At 72.8% G+C, this 19,955-nt stretch carries 19 protein-coding genes; 6 read left to right on the top strand and 13 right to left on the bottom strand.

The genetic code is table 11. From position 1 onward, the window contains the following. Nucleotides 1-73 precede the first annotated feature (73 nt). The 10 genes from ASF82_RS03185 to ASF82_RS03140 all read right to left on the bottom strand — a co-directional run bounded on the left by ASF82_RS03185 (nt 74) and on the right by ASF82_RS03140 (nt 10,449). Nucleotides 74-346, bottom strand: coding sequence for a PTS sugar transporter subunit IIB (locus ASF82_RS03185; protein ID WP_056053260.1), 273 nt, complete (start codon nt 344-346; stop codon nt 74-76). Continuing rightward, nucleotides 343-831, bottom strand: a complete 489-nt coding sequence (locus ASF82_RS03180) for a PTS sugar transporter subunit IIA (protein ID WP_056053258.1) — start codon at nt 829-831, stop codon at nt 343-345. The genes ASF82_RS03185 and ASF82_RS03180 overlap by 4 nt, the downstream gene beginning before the upstream one ends. A gap of 1 nt (nt 832) precedes the next feature. Beyond that, nucleotides 833-1,957, bottom strand: a complete 1,125-nt coding sequence (locus tag ASF82_RS03175; RefSeq protein WP_056053254.1) for an adenosine deaminase — start codon at nt 1,955-1,957, stop codon at nt 833-835. Between the two features lie 111 nt (nt 1,958-2,068). Beyond that, nucleotides 2,069-3,361 carry a thymidine phosphorylase gene (locus tag ASF82_RS03170; RefSeq protein ID WP_056053251.1) on the bottom strand — a complete coding sequence of 431 codons (1,293 nt, stop codon included), beginning with the start codon at nt 3,359-3,361 and terminating at the stop codon, nt 2,069-2,071. Nucleotides 3,362-3,471: 110 nt separating this feature from the next. Continuing rightward, a complete protein-coding gene (locus ASF82_RS03165) occupies nt 3,472-3,891 on the bottom strand; it encodes a cytidine deaminase (RefSeq protein WP_255354139.1) in 420 nt (139 codons plus the stop codon). Next, on the bottom strand, nt 3,888-5,177 hold the full coding sequence (locus ASF82_RS03160; protein WP_056053248.1) for an ABC transporter permease: 1,290 nt from the start codon (nt 5,175-5,177) through the stop codon (nt 3,888-3,890). Before ASF82_RS03160 ends, ASF82_RS03165 begins: the two co-directional genes overlap by 4 nt. Beyond that, nucleotides 5,174-6,451: an ABC transporter permease gene (locus ASF82_RS03155; RefSeq protein ID WP_082514272.1), complete on the bottom strand. Its 1,278-nt coding sequence runs from the start codon at nt 6,449-6,451 to the stop codon at nt 5,174-5,176. The genes ASF82_RS03160 and ASF82_RS03155 overlap by 4 nt, the downstream gene beginning before the upstream one ends. After that, complete coding sequence (locus ASF82_RS03150; protein ID WP_056053245.1) at nt 6,448-7,968, bottom strand: ABC transporter ATP-binding protein; 1,521 nt, start codon at nt 7,966-7,968, stop codon at nt 6,448-6,450. Before ASF82_RS03150 ends, ASF82_RS03155 begins: the two co-directional genes overlap by 4 nt. A 118-nt stretch (nt 7,969-8,086) precedes the next feature. Further along, complete coding sequence (locus tag ASF82_RS03145; protein ID WP_056053244.1) at nt 8,087-9,166, bottom strand: BMP family protein; 1,080 nt, start codon at nt 9,164-9,166, stop codon at nt 8,087-8,089. A gap of 164 nt (nt 9,167-9,330) precedes the next feature. Continuing rightward, nucleotides 9,331-10,449, bottom strand: a complete 1,119-nt coding sequence (locus ASF82_RS03140; protein WP_056053241.1) for a mannose-1-phosphate guanylyltransferase — start codon at nt 10,447-10,449, stop codon at nt 9,331-9,333. Between the two features lie 134 nt (nt 10,450-10,583). On the opposite strand from ASF82_RS03140, the gene ASF82_RS03135 reads away from it, so the two are divergent. The 5 genes from ASF82_RS03135 to ASF82_RS03115 all read left to right on the top strand — a co-directional run bounded on the left by ASF82_RS03135 (nt 10,584) and on the right by ASF82_RS03115 (nt 15,458). Beyond that, nucleotides 10,584-11,753, top strand: a complete 1,170-nt coding sequence (locus ASF82_RS03135) for a glycosyltransferase family 1 protein (protein WP_056053238.1) — start codon at nt 10,584-10,586, stop codon at nt 11,751-11,753. Nucleotides 11,754-11,902: 149 nt separating this feature from the next. Beyond that, on the top strand, nt 11,903-12,364 hold the full coding sequence (sdhC, locus tag ASF82_RS03130; protein ID WP_082514271.1) for a succinate dehydrogenase, cytochrome b556 subunit: 462 nt from the start codon (nt 11,903-11,905) through the stop codon (nt 12,362-12,364). Between the two features lie 4 nt (nt 12,365-12,368). Further along, nucleotides 12,369-12,815 (top strand): succinate dehydrogenase hydrophobic membrane anchor subunit, encoded by a 447-nt coding sequence (locus ASF82_RS03125; RefSeq protein ID WP_056053235.1) that lies wholly within the window; start codon nt 12,369-12,371, stop codon nt 12,813-12,815. Nucleotides 12,816-12,891: 76 nt separating this feature from the next. Next, nucleotides 12,892-14,700, top strand: a complete 1,809-nt coding sequence (sdhA, locus tag ASF82_RS03120) for a succinate dehydrogenase flavoprotein subunit (protein WP_056053232.1) — start codon at nt 12,892-12,894, stop codon at nt 14,698-14,700. 2 nt (nt 14,701-14,702) lie between these two features. Next, entirely contained in the window at nt 14,703-15,458 is a 756-nt protein-coding gene (locus ASF82_RS03115; RefSeq protein ID WP_056053230.1) for a succinate dehydrogenase iron-sulfur subunit, read from the top strand. Nucleotides 15,459-15,570: 112 nt separating this feature from the next. On the opposite strand, the gene ASF82_RS03110 is transcribed toward ASF82_RS03115, so the two are convergent. Together ASF82_RS03110 and ASF82_RS03105 are read right to left on the bottom strand one after the other, a co-directional pair. Further along, entirely contained in the window at nt 15,571-15,918 is a 348-nt protein-coding gene (locus ASF82_RS03110) for a hypothetical protein (protein ID WP_056053227.1), read from the bottom strand. After that, nucleotides 15,908-17,137 (bottom strand): DUF6177 family protein, encoded by a 1,230-nt coding sequence (locus ASF82_RS03105; RefSeq protein ID WP_156369898.1) that lies wholly within the window; start codon nt 17,135-17,137, stop codon nt 15,908-15,910. Before ASF82_RS03105 ends, ASF82_RS03110 begins: the two co-directional genes overlap by 11 nt. A gap of 171 nt (nt 17,138-17,308) precedes the next feature. On the opposite strand from ASF82_RS03105, the gene ASF82_RS03100 reads away from it, so the two are divergent. Continuing rightward, entirely contained in the window at nt 17,309-18,226 is a 918-nt protein-coding gene (locus tag ASF82_RS03100; RefSeq protein ID WP_056053221.1) for a hypothetical protein, read from the top strand. A 65-nt stretch (nt 18,227-18,291) separates the two neighbouring features. On the opposite strand, the gene ptsP is transcribed toward ASF82_RS03100, so the two are convergent. Continuing rightward, nucleotides 18,292-19,941 carry a phosphoenolpyruvate--protein phosphotransferase gene (gene ptsP, locus ASF82_RS03095; RefSeq protein WP_082514270.1) on the bottom strand — a complete coding sequence of 550 codons (1,650 nt, stop codon included), beginning with the start codon at nt 19,939-19,941 and terminating at the stop codon, nt 18,292-18,294. Nucleotides 19,942-19,955: the final 14 nt, after the last annotated feature.

The following is a 19,955-nucleotide window of genomic DNA, read 5'->3' as shown; positions in this document are numbered from 1 at the left end:
CGAGACGAGGACGGAGGCCGCTCCCCTGAGGTGGGCGGCCTCCGTCCGTGCGTCCGTGCCTGGACCGGCTCCGTCAGCCCAGCGAACGCTGCAGCTTCTCGGTGAGCTCCTGCTGGTCGAAGTGGTTCTGGATGACGATGACGTCGGCGAAGGTCTGGCCGATGGCCTCGACGAACTCGGCGGAGGTCAGGATCACCTGGGCGTCGTCGGCGACCCCCACCAGGGAGCCGATGTCGGCCGCGACGACGTCCGCCTCGATGTCGAGCTTGGCCAGGACGCGCTCGGCGTTGACCTTGAGGATGCCGCTGCTGCCGATGCCGACGCCGCAGATGGTCACGATCTTCACGGGGAGCCCTCCTCGGGCGTCGAGCGGCCGCCGTCGGCCACGGCGGGAGCGCCGAGCAGCCGACGGACCTCGTCGGCGGAGGCCGCGCCGGCGAGGGCGGGGATGACCGAGGCGTCGTTGAAGACGTTCGCGATGTCGGCGATCGACTCGAGGTGACCGCCCACCGACTCGACGGCGAGGCCGAGCACGACGCTCACCGGGTCGTTGTGCGGGTGCCCGAAGGCCACGGGAGCCGCGAGGGTGACGACGGCGAGGCCGTCACGCAGCACGAGGTCGTCGGGCCGGGCGTGGGCGAGCGCGAGTCCCGGCGCGATGACGACGTACGGGCCGTGCTCGTCGATCATCCGCACCATCTCGTCGCCGTAGCCGGGCAGCGCCGACCCGGAGGCGACCAGCGCGTCGGCCGCCGCGTGCACCGCCGCGCGCCAGTCGGTGACGGGCGCGGCGATGACGACGGCGGAGTCGGGCACCGGGGGCAGCGTCACGTCAGACCGCCTCGAACCCCGCCGTGATGCGGTCGGCCAGCTCGTCGCGGTCCTCCAGCGGCAGGAAGCTCGACGCGGCGGCGTTGAGCTGGAACGCGAGCAGGTCGTCGAGGCCGTAGTCGAACGCCTGGGCCAGCAGCGCGAGCTCCTTGCTGAGGCTCGTGTCGCTCATCAGGCGGTTGTCGGTGTTGACCGTGACCCGGTAGCCGAGCTGGTAGAGCAGGTCGAAGGGGTGGTCGTCGAGGTCGGTGCCCCAGGCCGAGATCGCCCCGGTCTGGAGGTTCGACTGCGGGGAGAGCTCGAGGGCGATCTCGCGGTCGCGGACCCACGACGCGATCGGGCCGAGCTCGACCGTGGTCTGGCCGCCACGGGCCTCGACGACACGGATGTCCTCCGCGAGGCGGACGCCGTGGCCGAGGCGCAGGGCGCGGCCGTCGAGGAGGGCGCTGCGGATGCTGTCGAGGCCGTCGGCCTCGCCGGCGTGCACGGTGACCGGGAAGAACTCGCGCGCGAGGAGGTCGAAGGCGGGACGGTGGGCGCTGGCGGGGAAGCCCGCCTCGGCGCCGGCGATGTCGAACCCGACGACGCCGTTCTCCCGGTGGCGCACCGCGAGCTGGGCGATCTCGAGACCGCGGTCGGCGTGGCGCATGGCCGTGATCAGCTGGCCGACGGAGATGTCGTGGCCCTGGCCGGAGAGCTCCTCCACGGCCTGGTCGATGCCCGCCTGGACGGCCTCCACCGTCGCGTCGAGCGACAGGCCGGCGGTGAGGTGCTGCTCGGGGGCCCAGCGGACCTCGCCGTGCACGACGCCGTCGGCTGCCAGGTCGAGGACGAACTCACGGGCCACGCGGTGCAGGCCCGCCTCGGTCTGCATGACCGCCGTCGTCACGTCGAAGGTGGCGAGGTAGTCGGGCAGGTTGCCGGAGTCCGCGCTCTCGACGAACCAGCGCTCGAGCGCCTCCGCGTCGCCCCCGACCGGCAGGTCGTAGCCGATCTCGTCGGCCAGCTCGATGATCGTCGAGGGGCGGAGCCCGCCGTCGAGGTGGTCGTGCAACGACACCTTGGGGAGGGAGACGATGCTGGGGCCGCCGTCAGGCAGTCGGTAGTCCTTGTCCGGAGCGCTCATGGGGACCAACCTACCCGTGCGCGGGCCCCCGACCCTGGACGACCACGGCGAGCCAGCCGGGCGCTCGTCGGGCACGCCCGGCACACCGGCTGGACGCCGCCGGGACGGGCGTCAGGAGACGCGCTCGGCCACGATCGGGCCGCGGGTCGTCCGCTCGTCGCCGATGCTCCAGGCGCCCTGCACCGCCTCGAGCGCGCGCTCGAAGCGCGCGGGCTCGTCGGTGTGCAGCGTGAACAGGGGCTGGCCCGCCGTCACCGCGTCGCCCGGCTTCGCGTGCAGCTCGATGCCGGCCGCGGCCTGGACGGGGTCCTGCTTGCGGGCACGGCCCGCGCCCAGGCGCCAGGCGCCCACGCCGAAGGGCAGCGCCCGCTGCTCGGTGAGGTACCCGCTGCGCTCTGCCGTGACGACGTGCGTCTCGCGCGCGGTCGGGAGCGCCGCGTCCGGGTCGCCGCCCTGGGCGCGGATCATGGCCTTCCAGGCGTCCATCGCGCGGCCGTCGTCGAGCGCGGCCTCCACGTCGGCGTCGGGCTGGCCGGCGAGGGTCAGCATCTCGCGCGCCAGCGCGACCGTGAGCTCCCGGATGTCGGCCGGGCCGCCGCCGGCGAGGGTCTCGACGGACTCGCGCACCTCGAGGGCGTTGCCGATCGTCAGGCCGAGCGGCACGTTCATGTCGGTGAGCAGGGCGGTCGTCGCGACCCCGGCGTCGGTGCCGAGGTCGACCATCGTGCGGGCGAGCAGGCGCGACTGCTCGATGTCCTGGATGAAGGCGCCCGAGCCGAACTTGACGTCGAGCACCAGGGCCGCCGTGCCCTCCGCGATCTTCTTGCTCATGATCGACGACGCGATGAGGGGGATGCACTCCACGGTGCCGGTGATGTCGCGGAGCGCGTACAGCTTGCCGTCGGCCGGGGCGAGGCCCGAGCCGGCCGCGCAGACGACCGCGCCGGTGTCGGCCATGATCTCGCGCATCCGCTCGTTCGAGATCGACGCCTGCCAGCCGGGGATCGACTCGAGCTTGTCGAGCGTGCCGCCCGTGTGGCCGAGGCCGCGGCCCGAGAGCTGCGGCACGGCGACGCCGAACGAGGCCACGAGCGGGGCGAGCGGCAGCGTGATCTTGTCGCCCACTCCCCCGGTCGAGTGCTTGTCGACGGTGGTCTTGCCGAGGCCGGCGAAGTCCATCGTCTCGCCGCTGCGGATCATGGCCAGGGTCATGTCGCGGATCTCGCGGCGCTCCATGCCGTTGAGGAAGATCGCCATCGTCAGCGCCGACATCTGCTCGTCCGCCACGTACCCGCGGGTGTAGGCGTCGATCAGCCAGTCGATCTGCGCGGTGCTGAGGGCGCCAGAGCCGCGCTTGACGCGGATCAGGTCGACGGTGTCGAAGGGCTCGACGGTGGTGGTCATGGGGTCTCCTCAGCGGTGGCGGCGTCGTTCCGGAGGTGTCTCGCCGGCCCCGGAACGACGCCGGACGGAGGGCGGGGGCGAGGAGGCGCGGTGCACGCCCCGAGGGGCGCCTACGCCTGCGAGGCGCGGAACTCCTCGAGCTGGCGCGGCCCGAACGCGTCGGGGATGACCTCGTCGATCGTGCGGAAGCCCGAGACGGTGTCGAGCACCATGGAGGCGTCGGAGTGCTCGTAGAGCAGCTGCCGGCAGCGGCCGCATGGCATCAGGACGTCGCCGTTGCCGTCGACGCAGGCGAAGGCGACGAGTCGCCCCCCGCCGCCCATGACGAGGTCGGAGACGAGGGAGCACTCGGCGCAGAGCGTGATGCCGTACGACGCGTTCTCGATGTTGCAGCCCGAGACGAGCCGGCCGTCGGTCGTCAGCGCGGCCGCCCCCACGGGGAACTTCGAGTAGGGGACGTACGCCTTGGACATGGCCGCCCGGGCCGCGGCCCGGAGGGCCTCCCAGTCGGTGGACTCGACGACGCTCACGACTTCACGTAGGCCTTGCCGGAGGCGGCCGGGCCGCGGGACTGGCCGACGAGCCCCGCGACGGCGAAGATCGTCACGACGTAGGGCAGCATCAGCATGAACTCGCTCGGCACCGGGGAGCCGATGGCCCCGAGCACGTTCTGGAGGTTCGAGGCGAAGCCGAACAGCAGCGCCGCGAGCGTGGCCTTGATCGGGTCCCACCGGCCGAAGATCACGGCGGCCAGGGCGATGAAGCCCGCCCCCGCCGTCATCTCCTTCTGGAAGTTGCCCAGCGAGCCGAGGGTGAAGTACGCCCCGCCCAGGCCGGCGATGGCACCGGCGAGGGAGACGTTCCAGAACCGGGTCGCGTTGACCTTGATGCCCACGGTGTCGGCGGCCTGCGGGTGCTCGCCGACGGCGCGGAGGCGCAGCCCCCACCGGGTGCGGAAGAGCCCGTAGAAGACGACGGCGATCGCGACGTACATCAGGTAGACGATGATCGTCTGGCGGAAGAACACCGGCCCGATGATCGGGATCTGGCTCAGGCCGGGGATCGGCAGCTGCGGGAAGCGGACGCCCTCGTTGAGCGCCTCCGACTTCGTGAGCACCTGTGAGTACAGGAAGCTCGTGAGGCCCGTGACGAGCACGTTGAGCACGACGCCGACGATCACCTGGTCGACGATGTAGCGGATGCTGAACACCGCGAGGACCATCGAGACGAGCACGCCCGCGACCATGGCCGAGGCGAGGCCGACGACGGCCGACCCGGTGGCCGAGGCCACCACGGCCGAGACGAAGGCGCCGGCCAGCAGCTGCCCCTCGATCGCGACGTTCACGACGCCGACCCGCTCCGAGATGACGCCGCCCAGGGCGCCGAAGATGAGCGGCGTGCTGAGCGCGAGGGCCCCGAGCAGGAGGCCCGGCACGGGGATCGTCGCGTCGGCGCTCGTCCAGGTGAGGAAGGCGACGAGGAAGACCACGCCGAACACGCTGACCAGCCAGATCGGCACGCGCGCGGCGCGGACGGCCAGGAGGAACGCGCCGACGGTCAGCAGCACCAGCACGACGGTGAGGACGACGCCCGTCGCGGCGGACGGCAGCACCGCGTCGGGCAGGGCGAAGAAGTCGGTGGGCGTCGAGAGGCGGAAGGTGCTCCGGCCCTCCCGCTGCAGGCCGACGAAGAGCACGACGGCGATGACCGAGAAGACCGCGAACGCGATCGGGGCCTTGAAGCTGCGCGTGACGGCGCGGGCGAGGCCGGGCGTGGGCGCGGCGGGAGCCGCGACGTCGGGGGTGAGGGTGCTCACTTGGTGACCACCGCCTCCTTCTTCGAGGCGCGGGGGGCCCTGCGGGCACCCGGCGCGGGCAGACGGAAGATGCTGCGGACGAGCGGCGGGGCCGCGACGAACAGCACGATCAGGGACTGCACGACGAGCACGATGTCGATCGGCACGCCGTTGGCCGCCTGCATCGAGTAGCCGCCGGCCTTGAGGGCGCCGAAGAGCACGCCGGCGCCGAAGACGCCCCACGGGCGCGAGCGACCGAGCAGAGCGACCGTGATGGCGTCGAAGCCGATGCCGGCGTCGATGCCCGCGGTGAAGCCCGTGGTCAGCGTGCCGAGCACCTGCGTCGAGCCCGCGACGCCCGCCAGCGCGCCGGAGATGAGCATGGCGTACAGGTAGATGTTCTTGACGTCCATGCCGGCCGTGCGGGCAGCGTGGGGGTTCTCGCCCACCGCGCGGAACCGGAACCCGAGCGTCGACCGGTTGATCAGCCACCAGACGACGGCGGTCACGACGATCACCAGGATGAAGCCCCAGTTGAGGTTGTAGCGGGCCCCGAAGAGGTCGGGCAGCACGGCGCTCGGGAGCGTGGCGGGCGACTTCGGGTTCGGGCTGCCCGGGGCCTGCAGGAGGCCCGGCGTGCGCAGGGCGAACGAGATCAGGTAGAAGGCGATGTAGTTGAGCATGATCGTGAGGATCACCTCGTGCGCGCCCGTCCTGGCCTTCAGCAGGCCGACGAGCCCGCCCCACACGGCTCCGCCGGCGATGCCGGCCAGGAGCGCGAGGGGCAGGTGGACCGCGAGCGGCAGGTCGAACGAGAAGCCGACCCACCCCGCCGCTCCGGCCGCGACGAGCATCTGGCCGCGGGCACCGATGTTGAAGAGGCCGACCCGGAAGGCGAGGGCGACGCCGAGACCGGCCGCGATGAGCGGCACCGAGTAGTTGAGCGTCTCGGTGAGCGGGCGGATCCCGGCGGCGAAGCCGTCGACCCGGAAGTTGTAGACCGCGCCCTGGAAGAGCGACGAGTACGCCCCGCCCACCGTCCGGCCGAAGGCCTGGAAGAAGTCGGTCGGCCGCGACGCGAAGTACCCGAGGGTCGACTGGACCGTGGGGTCGGTGAAGCCGATCAGCAGGCCCGAGACGACGAGGGCGAGCACCACGGCGAGGACCGAGATGGCCGCGTTGCCGGTCGTGATCTCCCGCAGGAGGCGCGACCCGCGCGAGTCGTCCGGTCGCGTCTCCGGGGCGGCCGGGCCGCCTGCCGGGGTCGGGGTGGTCGTGGTGGTGGCGTCGCTCACGCTGCCTGCTCCGTTCCGTGCGGCGTCTCGCCGGCCATCATGAGCCCCAGCACGTCGCGGGGGGTGTCGGCGGGGACGATGCCGATGATCGAGCCGCGGTACATCACGGCGATGCGGTCGGCCAGGGCCACGACCTCGTCGAGCTCGGTCGAGACGACGATGACGGGCACGCCCTGGTCGCGCGTCTCGACGATGCGCTTGTGGACGAACTCGATCGACCCGACGTCGATGCCGCGGGTGGGCTGGGCCGCCACGAAGAGGCGCAGGTCGCGGCTCAGCTCGCGCGCGAGCACGACCTTCTGCTGGTTGCCGCCCGACAGGCGCCCGGCGGGCGTGGTGATGCCCTGGGTGCGGATGTCGAACTCCCGCACCTTCTCGACCGCGAAGGCGGCGAGCTCGGCGAGGCGCAGCGAGCCGCGCTTGACGAACGGCCCGGACTGCGAGCGGTCGAGCATGAGGTTCTCGGCGACGGTGAACTCGCCGACGAGGCCGTCCTCGTTGCGGTCCTCGGGGACGAAGCCGACCCCGGCGTCGAGCACGCGGCGGACGCTCAGCCCCGTGATGTCGCGCCCGTCGAGCGTGACGCGGCCCTCGACCCGGCCCTGGAGGCCGAGGATCGCCTCGGTGAGCTCGGTCTGGCCGTTGCCCTGGACGCCCGCGATCGCGAGCACCTCGCCGCGGCGCACCTCGAACGAGACGTCGTCGACGACGACCTGGCCGATGGGGTCGAGCACCCGGAGCCCCTCCACGACCAGGGCGGCCTCGCCCGGGACGGCGGGGGCCTTCTGGACGGTGAGCTCCACCGCGCGGCCGACCATGAGCGACGCCAGCTCGGCGTTGGTCGCCGTGGGCTCGGCCTCGCCGACCACCTTGCCGAGGCGGATCACCGTGATGCGGTCGGCGACCTCGCGCACCTCGCGGAGCTTGTGGGTGATGAAGACGATGCCCGCGCCGGCGTCGCGGAGCTGGCGCATGATGACCATGAGCTCGTCGGTCTCTTGAGGGGTCAGCACGGCGGTCGGCTCGTCGAAGACGAGGACCTCGGCGTCGCGCGAGAGCGCCTTGACGATCTCGACGCGCTGCTGCACGCCGACCGGGAGCTCCTCGACGACGGCGTCGGGGTCGATGTCGAAGCCGAAGCGCCGGGAGATCTCGCGCACCTTCGCACGGGCGGCCTGCAGGTCGAGCCGCCCGCCGGGGCGGGTCTCCTCGTGGCCGAGCATCACGTTCTCCGCCACCGTGAACACGGGGACGAGCATGAAGTGCTGGTGGACCATGCCGATGCCCGCCGCCATGGCGTCGCCGGGGCCGGAGAACCGCTGGACGACGTCGTCGAGCAGGATCTCGCCCTCGTCGGCCTGGTACAGGCCGTAGAGCACGTTCATGAGCGTGGACTTGCCGGCGCCGTTCTCACCGAGGAGGGCGTGGATCTCGCCCGGCTCGACGGTGAGGCTGATGTGGTCGTTGGCGGTCAGTGCGCCGAATCGCTTGGTGATGCCCTGGAGCTCGAGCTTCATCTCGTCAATCTACCTCGGGTGTAGGCGTGGGAAGGGCCCGGCCGAACGGTGGAGACCGTCCGGACCGGGCCCTCGATCAGGCAATGCTAGACGATGCCTGAGGGGGTGCTGGCTCGGCTCAGCTGAGGGCCGAGGGCGACTCGACCTCGATCGAGCCGTCGATGATGCCGGCCTTGATCGTGTCGAGCTCGTCCTGGAGCCCGGCGTCGACCTTGTCCTCGTAGTCGTGGAACGGAGCGATGCCCACGCCGTCGTTCTCGAGGGTGCCCACGTAGGGCTCGTTCGAGAACGAGCCGTCGGCCGACTGGGTCACGACGTCGTTCGTGGCCTGCTTGATGCCCTTGAGCACCGAGGTCAGGAACAGGTCGCTGTTGGCGCTGTCGGTCTCGTAGGTGTCGGAGTCGGCGCCGACCAGGACGACGTCCGAGCCGGAGTCGCGGATGGCCTCGGCGGCGCTCTGGTAGATCGGTCCGCCGACGGGCAGGATGACGTCCGCACCCTGGTCGATCAGGGTCTGGGCGCTCTGCTTGGCCGTGGTGCCGGCCTCGAAGCCGCCGGTGAAGGTGCCGGTCTGCGACGCGACGTCCCAGCCGACGACCTTGACGTCGGCGCTCTTCTGCTCGTTGTAGTACTCGACGCCGTCGGCGAAGCCGTCCATGAAGATGGTGACGGTCGGGAACTGCATGCCGCCGAAGGTGCCGACGGTGCCGCTCTTCGAGTAGCTCGCCGCGGCGTAGCCGGCGAGGAAGGCCGCCTCCGACGTGTTGAACGTGATCGGCTTGACGTTGTCGGCGGTGATCGACGCGTCGTCGATGGTGGCGTAGTTCACGCCGGCGTTGGCCTCGGCCGCCGTCTTCGTGGCGTCGGCGAGGGCGAAGCCGACCGTGACGATCAGGCCGCAGCCCTGGTCGGCGAGGTTCGAGAGGTTGGCGTCGTAGACGGTCTCGTCGGCGGACTCGACGGTCTTGGCCTCGGCGCCCGCGGTCTCCGCGGCCTCGGTCAGACCCTCGTAGCCCAGCTGGTTGAACGACTTGTCGTCGAAGCCGCCGGCGTCGGACACCATGCAGGGCACGAAGTCGCTGGAGCTGCCGCCCGCGGCGTCGTCGCTCTCGGGAGCCGAGGCACAGCCGGCCAGGATGGCGACGGTGCTCGCCAGGGCGAGGCCGCCGAAGACGGCCCTGCGCGCAGTTGTAGTCAAGTTGTCCTCCAAGGTGCTGCCCGGCACGAGACGCCGGGCACGTATGGCGACAGGTTACCTACTGCGCGGAGCCCCTCCGACCGCTCCGGGAGAGTGAGACCGAGGCGTTACACGACCGCGACCGTCGCGTAACGGGCCCGTAACAGGACAGCCCGGTCGGGCCGTCAGAGGACGTCGCTGCGGCCGCTCAGCTTGAGGGCGTCGACGACCGACTTGACGCGCTGCGCGTTCGCCGTCGTGGTGACCAGGAGGGCGTCCGGGGTGTCGACCACGATGATGTCGTTCACCCCGATCAGCGAGATGAGCCGGCCGCTGTGGCCCACGACGATGCCGCTGGAGGCGTCCGAGAGCACCCGGGCGTTCTCGCCGAGGATGGCGAGGTCGCTCTTGCGCCCGCCGGAGTGCAGCTTCGCGATGGACGCGAAGTCGCCGACGTCGTCCCAGTCGAAGGTCCCCGGGATGACCGCGAGGCGGCCGGCCGCGGCGGCGGGCTCCGCGACGGTGTAGTCGATCGCGATCTTCTCCAGGCCGGGCCAGATCCTGTCGACGGCGGCTCCTCGACGAGGGGTGTCCCAGGCCTCGGCGAGCTCCTCCAGGCCCGCCAGGAGCTCCGGCCGCGTCTCGCCGAGCTGCTCCAGGAGGCGGTCGGCCCGGGAGATGAACATGCCGCCGTTCCAGAGGTAGTCGCCCCCCGCGACGTACCCCTCCGCCGTCTCGAGGTCCGGCTTCTCGACGAACGACTCGACGCGGAGGGCGCTCGGCGCCCCGTCGACGGCCAGCGCGGCGCCGGCGTGGATGTACCCGAAGCCGATGGCCGGCTCGGTCGGGGTGATCCCGATCGTGGTGATCCAGCCCGCGTCGGCGGCCACGATGGCCTCGCCGACGGCACGCTGGAACCCCCGGATGTCGGAGATGACGTGGTCGGCGGCGAACGAGCCCACGATCACGTCGGGCTCCCGGCGGCGGAGGACGGCCGCGGCGAGGCCGATGGCCGCCGTGCTGTCCTTCGGCTCGCTCTCGAGGACGACGTTGTGGTCGGCGAGGGCGGGCAGCTGCGCCTCGACCGCCGCCCGGTGAGCCCGCCCGGTGACCACCATGATGCGCTGCTCCCCGGCGAGGGGCGCGAGGCGGTCCCAGGTGGCGCGGAGGAGGGTCGACCCGCTGCCCGTGAGGTCGTGGAGGAACTTCGGGGCGTCGGCCCGGCTGAGCGGCCACAGCCTCGACCCGATGCCGCCGGCGGGGATGATGCTGTAGAAGCGCTCGACGCTCTCGGGCTGTGTCATGTCCGCCACCTTAGCGAGGGCCCCGGCCGCGACTCCCTGCGTTCACGCGACCGCCACCGCGGGGCCACGGCGCGGCCGCGGTCCGGCCACGCCGCCCGCGGAGCCTGGGAGGACGCCGAGCCGAGGAGGTCCCCATGAGGGTCGCCATCGTGACCGAGAGCTTCCTGCCCACCGTCAACGGGGTGACGACGAGCGTGCTGCGGGTGCTCGACCACCTGGAGCGACGCGGCCACGAGGCCATCGTCATCGCTCCCGCGGGCCGGGGCCACGACTCCTACGGCCCCGCCAGGGTGCACCGCGTGCCCAGCGTGGCGTACCGGCAGTTCCCCGTCGGGCTGCCCTCGCCGGTCGTCGCGGGCGCCCTCGCGGACTTCTGCCCCGACGTCGTCCACGTCGCCTCCCCCTTCCTCCTCGGCGGTCACGCGATCGCGGCGGCGGCCCGCCTCGGGCTGCCGAGCGTCGCGGTCTTCCAGACCGACGTCGCCCGCTACGCGAGCACGAGCGGCCTCGGCCCCGTCACCGCCGCGGTCGCCTGGCGCCTGGTCCGTCGACTGCACGAGCAGGCCACCGTCACCCTGGTGCCGTCGTCGGCCTCGCTGCGCGACCTGCGCCGCGCCGGGGTCGACCGGCTCGCGACCTGGGGCCGCGGCGTCGACTCGGTGCGCTACCACCCGAACCGGCGCGGCACGGGCGGGTCCGCCGCCTTCCGCGCGGCGGTCGGCGCGGCCCCCGGGGAGGCGCTGGTCGGCTACGTGGGACGCCTCGCCCCCGAGAAGCAGGTCGAGCGGCTCGCGGCCCTGCACCGCACGCCCGGCACCCGCTTCGTCGTGGTCGGCGACGGCCCGGCGCTGCCGTCGCTGCGGCGGCGGCTCCGCCACCTCGACCCCGTGTTCACCGGGGCGCTCCACGGCGACGAGCTGGCGGACGCCTACGCGGCGCTGGACGTCTTCGTGCACACCGGCGTCACGGAGACCTTCGGGCAGACGGTCCAGGAGGCGCACGCGAGCGGGACGCCGGTCGTGGCCCCCGCCGCGGGCGGGCCCCTCGACCTCGTCCGGCACGGCGTCGACGGGTTCCTGGTCGACCCCCTGCACGACCACTCGCTCCGCCGGGCCGTCCGGCTCCTGGTCGACGACCCGGCCCTCCGGGCACGGTTCGGGGAGGCGGGGCGCCGCGCCGTCGTCGGGCGCACCTGGGAGCGCCTCGGGGACGAGCTGCTCGGGCACTACGCCGACGCGGTGGCGGCTCCGGCGGTGCCGACCCGCGCCTCCGCCCGGGCCCGGCAGCTGTCGGCGACGAGCTGACCGTCTCTCGACATCGAACTAGTTAGGGCAGCCTCGGCAGCGGTGCCCACCGCGCGTTCCGTATGCTCGGGGTGTTCTGAGAACACACGGTGGACACGGCTGTCCTCCCTGACCACAGCCGACCGCCCCAGCCGCGAGGAGGGCAGCTCATGGCCGAGCAGTCGACGGGAACACTGGCGTCACCGGGCACGCCCTCGGGGCGACCGGGTGCACCCACCATCAGCGAGCCGCAGCGCGCCAAGCGCTTCCAGGGCACGCTCTACCGCGGCCGTGAGGGCATGTGGTCGTGGGTCCTGCACCGGATCACCGGCGTCAGCATCTACTTCTTCCTCCTCGTGCACATCCTCGACACGGCGCTGGTGCGCATCAGCCCCGAGGCCTACGACGCGGTCATCGGCACGTACAAGAACCCGGTGATGGGGCTCGGCGAGACCGGCCTGGTCGCCGCCATCCTCTTCCACGCCCTCAACGGCCTGCGCATCATCCTCATCGACTTCTGGAGCGCCGGCACCAAGCACCAGCGCGTCATGTTCTGGGTCGTGATCGGCCTCTGGGCCGTGCTGATGCTCGGCTTCGCCCCCCGCCACCTCATGAACGTCTTCTCGGAGTAGAGCGATGACCACTGAGACCATCGAGGCCCCCCGGTCGGCCCGCACCGCCCAGCGCAGCACCAACTGGGAGAAGTGGGGCTGGATCTACATGCGCGCGAGCGGGCTCGTGCTCGTCGTGCTGATCTTCGGCCATCTCTTCATCAACCTGCTCGCGGGCGAGGGCGGCGTCAAGGCCATCGACTTCGCGTTCGTGGCGGGCAAGTGGGCCGACCCGTTCTGGCAGGTCTACGACACGCTCCTCCTCTGGCTGGCGCTGATCCACGGCTCGAACGGCATGCGCACGATCGTCAACGACTACGTGGGCCGCCCGACCACCCGCAAGGTCTTCCTCGGCGCCCTGGTCGTCTCCAGCGGCGTGCTGCTGCTGCTCGGCTCGCTCGTCATCTGGACCTTCGACCCCTGCCCCGCGGGCGCCCCGGCCGACCTCCTCCCGTCGATCTGCTCTCGCTGACCGTCGGCGGGCGCCGCGCCGACGCCCCACGACCGACCACCCCGTCCACCTGCACCACGTCCCACCTGGAAGCACCGTGACCACACCTGCACCCTCCGCCCAGAGCTCCGTCGTCGACGGCATCCACTACCACCAGCACGACATCGTCATCGTCGGCGCCGGCGGGGCGGGGATGCGCGCGGCCATCGAGGCCGGGCCGAACGCCAGCACGGCGGTCATCTCGAAGCTCTACCCCACGCGCTCGCACACCGGCGCCGCCCAGGGCGGCATGGCCGCCGCCCTCGCTAACGTCGAGGACGACAACTGGGAGTGGCACACCTTCGACACGGTCAAGGGCGGCGACTACCTCGTCGACCAGGACGCCGCCGAGATCCTCGCGAAGGAGGCGATCGACGCCGTCCTCGACCTCGAGAACATGGGCCTGCCCTTCAACCGGACGCCCGAGGGCAAGATCGACCAGCGGCGCTTCGGCGGGCACACGGCCGAGCACGGCAAGAGCCCCGTCCGTCGCGCCTGCTACGCGGCCGACCGCACCGGCCACATGATCCTGCAGACGCTGTACCAGAACTGCGTCAAGCACGGCATCGAGTTCTTCAACGAGTTCTACGTCCTCGACCTGATCATGGGCGAGGTCGACGGGGTCGAGCGGCCCGCCGGGGTCGTCGCCTACGAGCTGTCGACCGGTGAGCTCCACGTCTTCCAGGGCAAGGCCGTGATCTTCGCGACCGGCGGCTTCGGCAAGATCTACAAGACGACCTCGAACGCGCACACGCTGACGGGCGACGGCGTGGGCATCATCTGGCGCAAGGGCCTGCCGCTGGAGGACATGGAGTTCTTCCAGTTCCACCCGACCGGCCTGGCCGGGCTCGGCATCCTCCTCTCCGAGGCCGCCCGCGGCGAGGGCGCCATCCTGCGCAACAGCGAGGGCGAGCGCTTCATGGAGCGCTACGCGCCCACCATCAAGGACCTCGCGCCGCGCGACATCGTGGCGCGCTGCATGGCCACGGAGATCCGCGAGGGCCGGGGCGGCGGGCCGCACAAGGACTACGTCTACCTCGACATCACGCACCTCGACCCGGCCGTGATCGACGCGAAGCTGCCCGACATCACCGAGTTCGCCCGCACCTACCTCGGCGTCGAGCCCTACACCGAGCCCGTGCCCGTCCTGCCCACGGCGCACTACGCCATGGGCGGCATCCCCACCAACGTCCACGCCGAGGTGCTGCGCGACAACACGACCGTGGTGCCCGGGCTCTACGCCGCGGGCGAGTGCGCCTGCGTCAGCGTGCACGGCTCGAACCGGCTCGGCACCAACTCGCTGCTCGACATCAACGTCTTCGGCAAGCGCGCCGGCAACAACGCCGTCGAGTTCGTCAGGACGGCCGAGTTCGTGCCGCTGCCGGACGACCCGGCGGGCTTCGTGCGGGGCCTCGTCGACGACGTGCGGGCCGCCACCGGCACCGAGCGCATCGCGACCCTCCGCAAGGAGCTGCAGGACAGCATGGACCGCAACGCCCAGGTGTTCCGCACGGAGGAGACCCTCGACGAGGTCACCCACGTGATCGCCGACCTGCGCGACCGCTTCAAGAACATCTCCGTGCAGGACAAGGGCAAGCGGTTCAACACCGACCTGCTCGAGGCGATCGAGCTGGGCTTCCTGCTCGACCTCGCCGAGGTCGTCGTCTACTCGGCCCGCTCCCGCCAGGAGAGCCGCGGCGGGCACTTCCGCGAGGACTACCCGACGCGCGACGACGAGAACTGGCTGGTGCACACGATGGCCTACCTCACCGGCGACGCCCACTCGTCGCTGGCGGGCGACCACATCCGCCTCGACACCAAGCCCGTCGTGATCACGAACTACCAGCCGATGGAACGGAAGTACTGAGCATGAGCACCGCTGTCCTCGAGAACGCCCCCACCGGCGCCGACGCGATCCCCACCTTCACCGCCACCCTGATCATCCGACGGTTCGACCCGGACGTCGACACGGAGCCGCGCTGGCAGGACTTCGACGTCGAGGTGCTGCCCACCGACCGCGTCCTCGACGCCCTGCACCAGATCAAGTGGGAGCAGGACGGCTCGCTGACCTTCCGCCGCTCGTGCGCCCACGGGGTCTGCGGCTCCGACGCGATGCGCATCAACGGTCGCAACCGGCTCGCCTGCAAGACCCTGATCAAGGACCTCGACATCACCCAGCCGATCTACGTCGAGGCGATCAAGGGGCTGCCGCTCGAGAAGGACCTCGTCGTCGACATGGAGCCCTTCTTCCAGTCGTACCGCGAGATCCAGCCGTTCCTGATGGCCTCGTCGAAGCCGGAGAAGGAGCGGATCCAGAGCGCCACGCAGCGCGAACGGTTCGACGACACGACCAAGTGCATCCTCTGTGCCGCGTGCACCTCGAGCTGCCCCGTCTTCTGGACGGACGGCCAGTACTTCGGCCCCGCCGCGATCGTCAACGCGCACCGTTTCATCTTCGACTCGCGCGACGAGGGCGCCCAGGTGCGCCTGGACATCCTCAACGACAAGGAGGGGGTGTGGCGCTGCCGCACCACCTTCAACTGCACCGAGGCGTGCCCCCGCGGCATCCAGGTGACCCAGGCGATCGCCGAGGTCAAGCAGGCCGTCCTGCGCGGGCGGGCCTAGCCTCCGCCGGCACCGCCCTCCGACGACGAGAGGCCCGGACTCCCCCAGGGGGTCCGGGCCTCTCGTCGCGCCGGGCGACCGTCGATCGCCAGGGGCAGGGTGACGGCGCGGCTCAGTCGTCCTCGACGATGCACGTCGCGTCGAGCCCGAGCGCCAGGCGCAGGGCCACGGAGACCCCGGCCTCGCCGGCGTCGGCCAGGGGCGCCACGGCGTCGACCCAGAAGACCGGGAGGCGCACCTCGGGAGGGTGCGGCAGCAGCCGCTCGATCTCCCCCGCCGTCGTGAGCTCCCGCGCGCCCCACACGGTGAGGAGGGGCTCGCCGCCCTCCGCGAAGACCTGCAGGGCGTCGCCCTCGTCGATCTCGCGCACGCCGTACGACTCGTCGACGGCCCGCGCGGCCGTGGCGAGGTCGAGGGCGTCGGGGACGGTGGGGCTCAGGATCGTGATGTCACGGGGCACCGGGGGGCGTCTCCTCGTCGTCGTCGTCGTGCTGCTCGTCGTCGTCGTCGACCTCGCCCTCGCGGGGGCGGCCGGCCCCCGCGACGCCGACGGCGCCGTCGACGGCGCTCTCGTGCAGGAGGTCGGCCTCGGCGAGGTCCTCCTCCCACGCCTGCAGCAGGGGGGTGGCGACCATGGTGGCGAGACGCTCGGGCCCGACGGCGTCGAGGGTGTCGTGGAGGGCGTCCCAGCCGGAGGTGCTCGCGTCGCCGAGCGGGACGACGTAGGCGGGCAGCCGCGGCCGACCGACGACGACCACCGGCCGTGTCGAGGGGAGGGCGGACAGCTCGAGGCCCAGCCGCTTCACGGAGGGCGCGCCGATGAGCAGCGCGACCGGGTTCGGCGGCGGGTAGGTCTTCGCCCGCACGCAGCGGTCGACGTCGCCCTCCCGCGCCACGACGAGCGCGAAGGTGGGCAGCGACGACCCGGCGATGTCGGAGAGCGCCTCGGTGAGGCGCGAGATCGCGGCGTCGAGGGCGCGTCGGGCGTCCGCCTCGGCCCCCTCGGAGCCCCCGGCGGCGGTCTCGACGACGGGCACGTCGATGGTGACGGCGGTGGTCTCCTCGATGCCGTGCTCGGTCACCCGGGCGGTCACGGTGCCCGAGAGGCGAGGGCCCTCGACGACGACCCGGACGGTCTCGGGGGCGGCGTGCCGAGCGTGCTGCGTGAGGACCCAGCGGTCCCAGTCGTGGAGGAGGGGCTCGGAGCTGCCCCAGGACGCGGGGCCGGTGCCGGAGACGGCCGTCCCGAGGGCCTCGAGCGCGCCTCCCAGGCTGGTGTCGTGGGAGGCGCGGTGCAGCACCGTGAGGTCGACGCTGAGCTGGGCGGTGGTGCCGACCGCAGCCGGCACGTCGACCGGGACGACCGGCGCGAGGGGGTCCTCCTGGGGCCGGCCGGCCGCGTCGACGTCGGCGTAGGGCAGGCCGGTCAGCCCGTCGCGCAGGGCCCCGGCGTCGTCGTGGACGGCCCAGGTGCCGCCGGCGTCGACGAGCGCGGCGCGCACGCCGACGGTCAGCCGCGACCGGTCGCTCGTGACGAGCACGACGCGTCGTCGGCTGCGGCGACGCGAGAGGAGGTCGGCGAAGGGCGCGCTCAGCCGCACGACCCGGGCCCGGCTGTCGACCCGGACGACCTGCGCGGTGACCGCGTCGACCATCGGGTGTCGGATAGGGGTGCCCACGGGGACAGTCTGCTCCACGCCCCTGCGCGCTGACCGGAACGAGCCCGGCGTCCTCCGGATCAGGGCACGGCCCCGCCCGGGCGCATATGCTTCTCGTGCCGTCCTGCCGGGCACCGCCCCGTCGTCGGCACCGCCCCCGATCACCGACCACGACCGAGAGGCCGCGCCGACATGGACGTCCCCCGCCAGCAGCAGCTCCAGAACGACATCGCCGAGCGCTTCGCCGCCAGCCTCGAGGGCACCGACTGGGCGGCGGCCACGCTCCAGCTGCTCGAGGTGGGCTCGGTCTCGCGCCTCTGGGTCGACGCCGTCGACGCCGCGGGCAGCAGCCGCACCGTCGGCACCGTGCCCGACGTCGTCGCCCTCGGCGGGCAGCTCCGCGAGGTGATGGCCGACCCGGAGAAGGGCGCCTGGTTCTCCCTCTCGCTCACCGTCTCGCGCGACGGGTCGTTCACCGCCCGCTTCAACCTCGACCGACGCGTCTGGGTGAACCCGGGCTCGCCCTTCGAGCCCGGCGACGCCGGGGTGCTGCCCTCGGACGCCGACTACGCCGCCGACCTCGATCGGTTCCCGCGCGCGGAGCGCTACCGGCCCGAGTGGCTGCCGACCACCGCGGGAACGGGCGGCACGGCCTCCGCGACCACCGCCTCCGTCGCCCTGCCTGGCGCCCTCACGGCCCTCGAGGGCCGCTGGGGCTGGCCGGGCGTGCTCGAGAGCGTCGCGCAGCAGACGGCGACGGCACCGGTGTCGTCGGTGGCCGGGGCGACGACGGCAGGAGAGGAGGGGGGCGGAACGGCGACCGACTCCCCCGTGCTCACCGTCGACCAGCTGGCCCCCCTCGTGCGCGAGGCCGTCGTCGCCGACGTGATCGCCCCGCACCGTGTCGCGACCTTGCTGCGCCTGCACGACGAGGCCGTCGCGGCCGGGCTGCTGCCCGGCGTCGAGGGCGCCGAGGCCGTCGACGGCGACCTGTCGCTCGAGGAGGCGCGGGTCGCGGCTCCGGAGCTCGTCGCGGCCGTCGAGGCCGCCGTCGGCCAGGTGGTCGACGCGGTCGTCGCCGCGCACCTGCAGCAGGCCGTCGAGGGCTGAGCCCGGGCGGACCGGACCCGGTCCGAGCCGGACCCGGCCGGCCTGGCCGGGCCGGCCCGTCGGGACTAGCCGGCGAGCGCCTCGGCGGCCTGACGGGCACCGGTGGCCGTGGTCGCGGCGACCGCGGCGGCCGCGAGGGCCTTCGCCTGCTCGAGCGTGTGCTTCGACAGCTCGAGCCGGACGTCGGCCAGGGCGGCCGGCGTCATCGACAGGGTGGTCGCCCCGAGCCCGACGAGCACGACGGCGAGCAGCGGGTCGGCCGCCGCCTCGCCGCAGATGCCGACCGGCTTCGCGGCGGCTCGGCCGGCCTCGCCGAGGGTCGAGACCAGGCGGAGCACCGCCGGGTGCCACGGGTCCTGGTAGCTGGCGACCGAGCCGAGCATCCGGTCGGCGGCCAGCGTGTACTGCGTGAGGTCGTTCGTGCCGATGCTCACGAAGTCGGCGGTCTGCATCACCTGGTCGGCGAGGACGGCCAGGGAGGGCACCTCGGCCATGACGCCGACCGTGCGGAGGCCGAGCTCACGGCCGAGGGTGACGAAGTACTCGGTCTCCTCCGCGTCGCTGACCATGGGCGCCATGACCCAGAGGTCCGCGGTCGTGGCGGCCTGGGCCGCGGCGAGCGCCGTCAGCTGGTCGCGGAGGATCTGCTCCTTGACCCGCAGCGCCCGCAGGCCGCGGAGGCCGAGGGCGGGGTTCTCCTCGTGGGCGTCGTTGAGGAAGGCGAGGGGCTTGTCGGCCCCGGCGTCGAGGGCACGGACGACGACCTTGCGGCCGGGGAAGGCCTCGAGGAGGGCCGTGTAGCTGGCGGTCTGGCTCTCGACCGTCGGGGCCTGGCTCGCGCCGAGGAACAGGAACTCCGTGCGGAACAGGCCCACGCCCTCGGCGCCGAGGGCGACGGCGCCCGCGGCCTCGTCGGGCGAGCCGAGGTTCGCGAGCAGCGGCACCGCGTGGCCGTCGGCGAGCGCGCCGTCGGTGAGCGGGGCGGCCGCGGCGGCCCGGCGGTCGGCGATGCGCTGCTCGGCGGCCGCCACCTCGTCGGCGGAGGGGTCGACGGTGACCACCCCGGAGACGGCGTCGGCGACGACGACGGTGCCGTCGACCAGGTCGAGGGCACCGGTCACGCCGACGATGGCGGGGATCGACTTGGAGCGGGCGAGGATCGCGGTGTGGGAGGTGGGGCCGCCGTCACGGGTGACGAGCGCGAGCACCTTGTCGAGGTCGAGCAGCGCCGTGTCGGCCGGGGCCAGGTCGGGAGCCACCAGCACGAAGGGCGTGTCGCTCTCGGGCACGCCCGGGGCGGGCACGCCGCGGAGGGCCGCGATCACGCGCTGGGCCACGTCGCCGAGGTCGGTCGCGCGCTCGGCCATGTAGCCGCCCATGCCGACGAGCATCTCCTGGAAGGCGCCGAAGGCCTCGAAGACCGCCCGCTCGCCGGTGACGCCGCCGTCGATGCGCTGCTCGACGTCGTCGACGAGGGTCGGGTCCTGGGCCATGAGCGCCTGGGCGTCGAGGACGTCCTTCGCCTCGCCGCCGGCCTTCTCGCCGCGGGCGGTCAGGTCGGCCGCGACGGCCTCGAGCGACTCGCGCACGCGGGCCAGCTCGGCGGACGCGTCGGCGGTGCGCGCCTCGGTGCCGGGTTCCGGCAGCGGCTCGGGCATCCTCAGGACGGGGCCGACGGCCACTCCACGTCCGACGCCAACGCCCTGTAGTGCCACGGTCGTACCTCTTC

This window comes from Frigoribacterium sp. Leaf164, assembly GCF_001423665.1.
In the GTDB taxonomy this organism is placed as follows: Bacteria; Actinomycetota; Actinomycetes; order Actinomycetales; family Microbacteriaceae; genus Frigoribacterium; species Frigoribacterium endophyticum.
The sequence above is the reverse complement of the archived record's forward strand: the minus strand, read 5'-3'. Positions and strand labels throughout refer to the sequence as shown.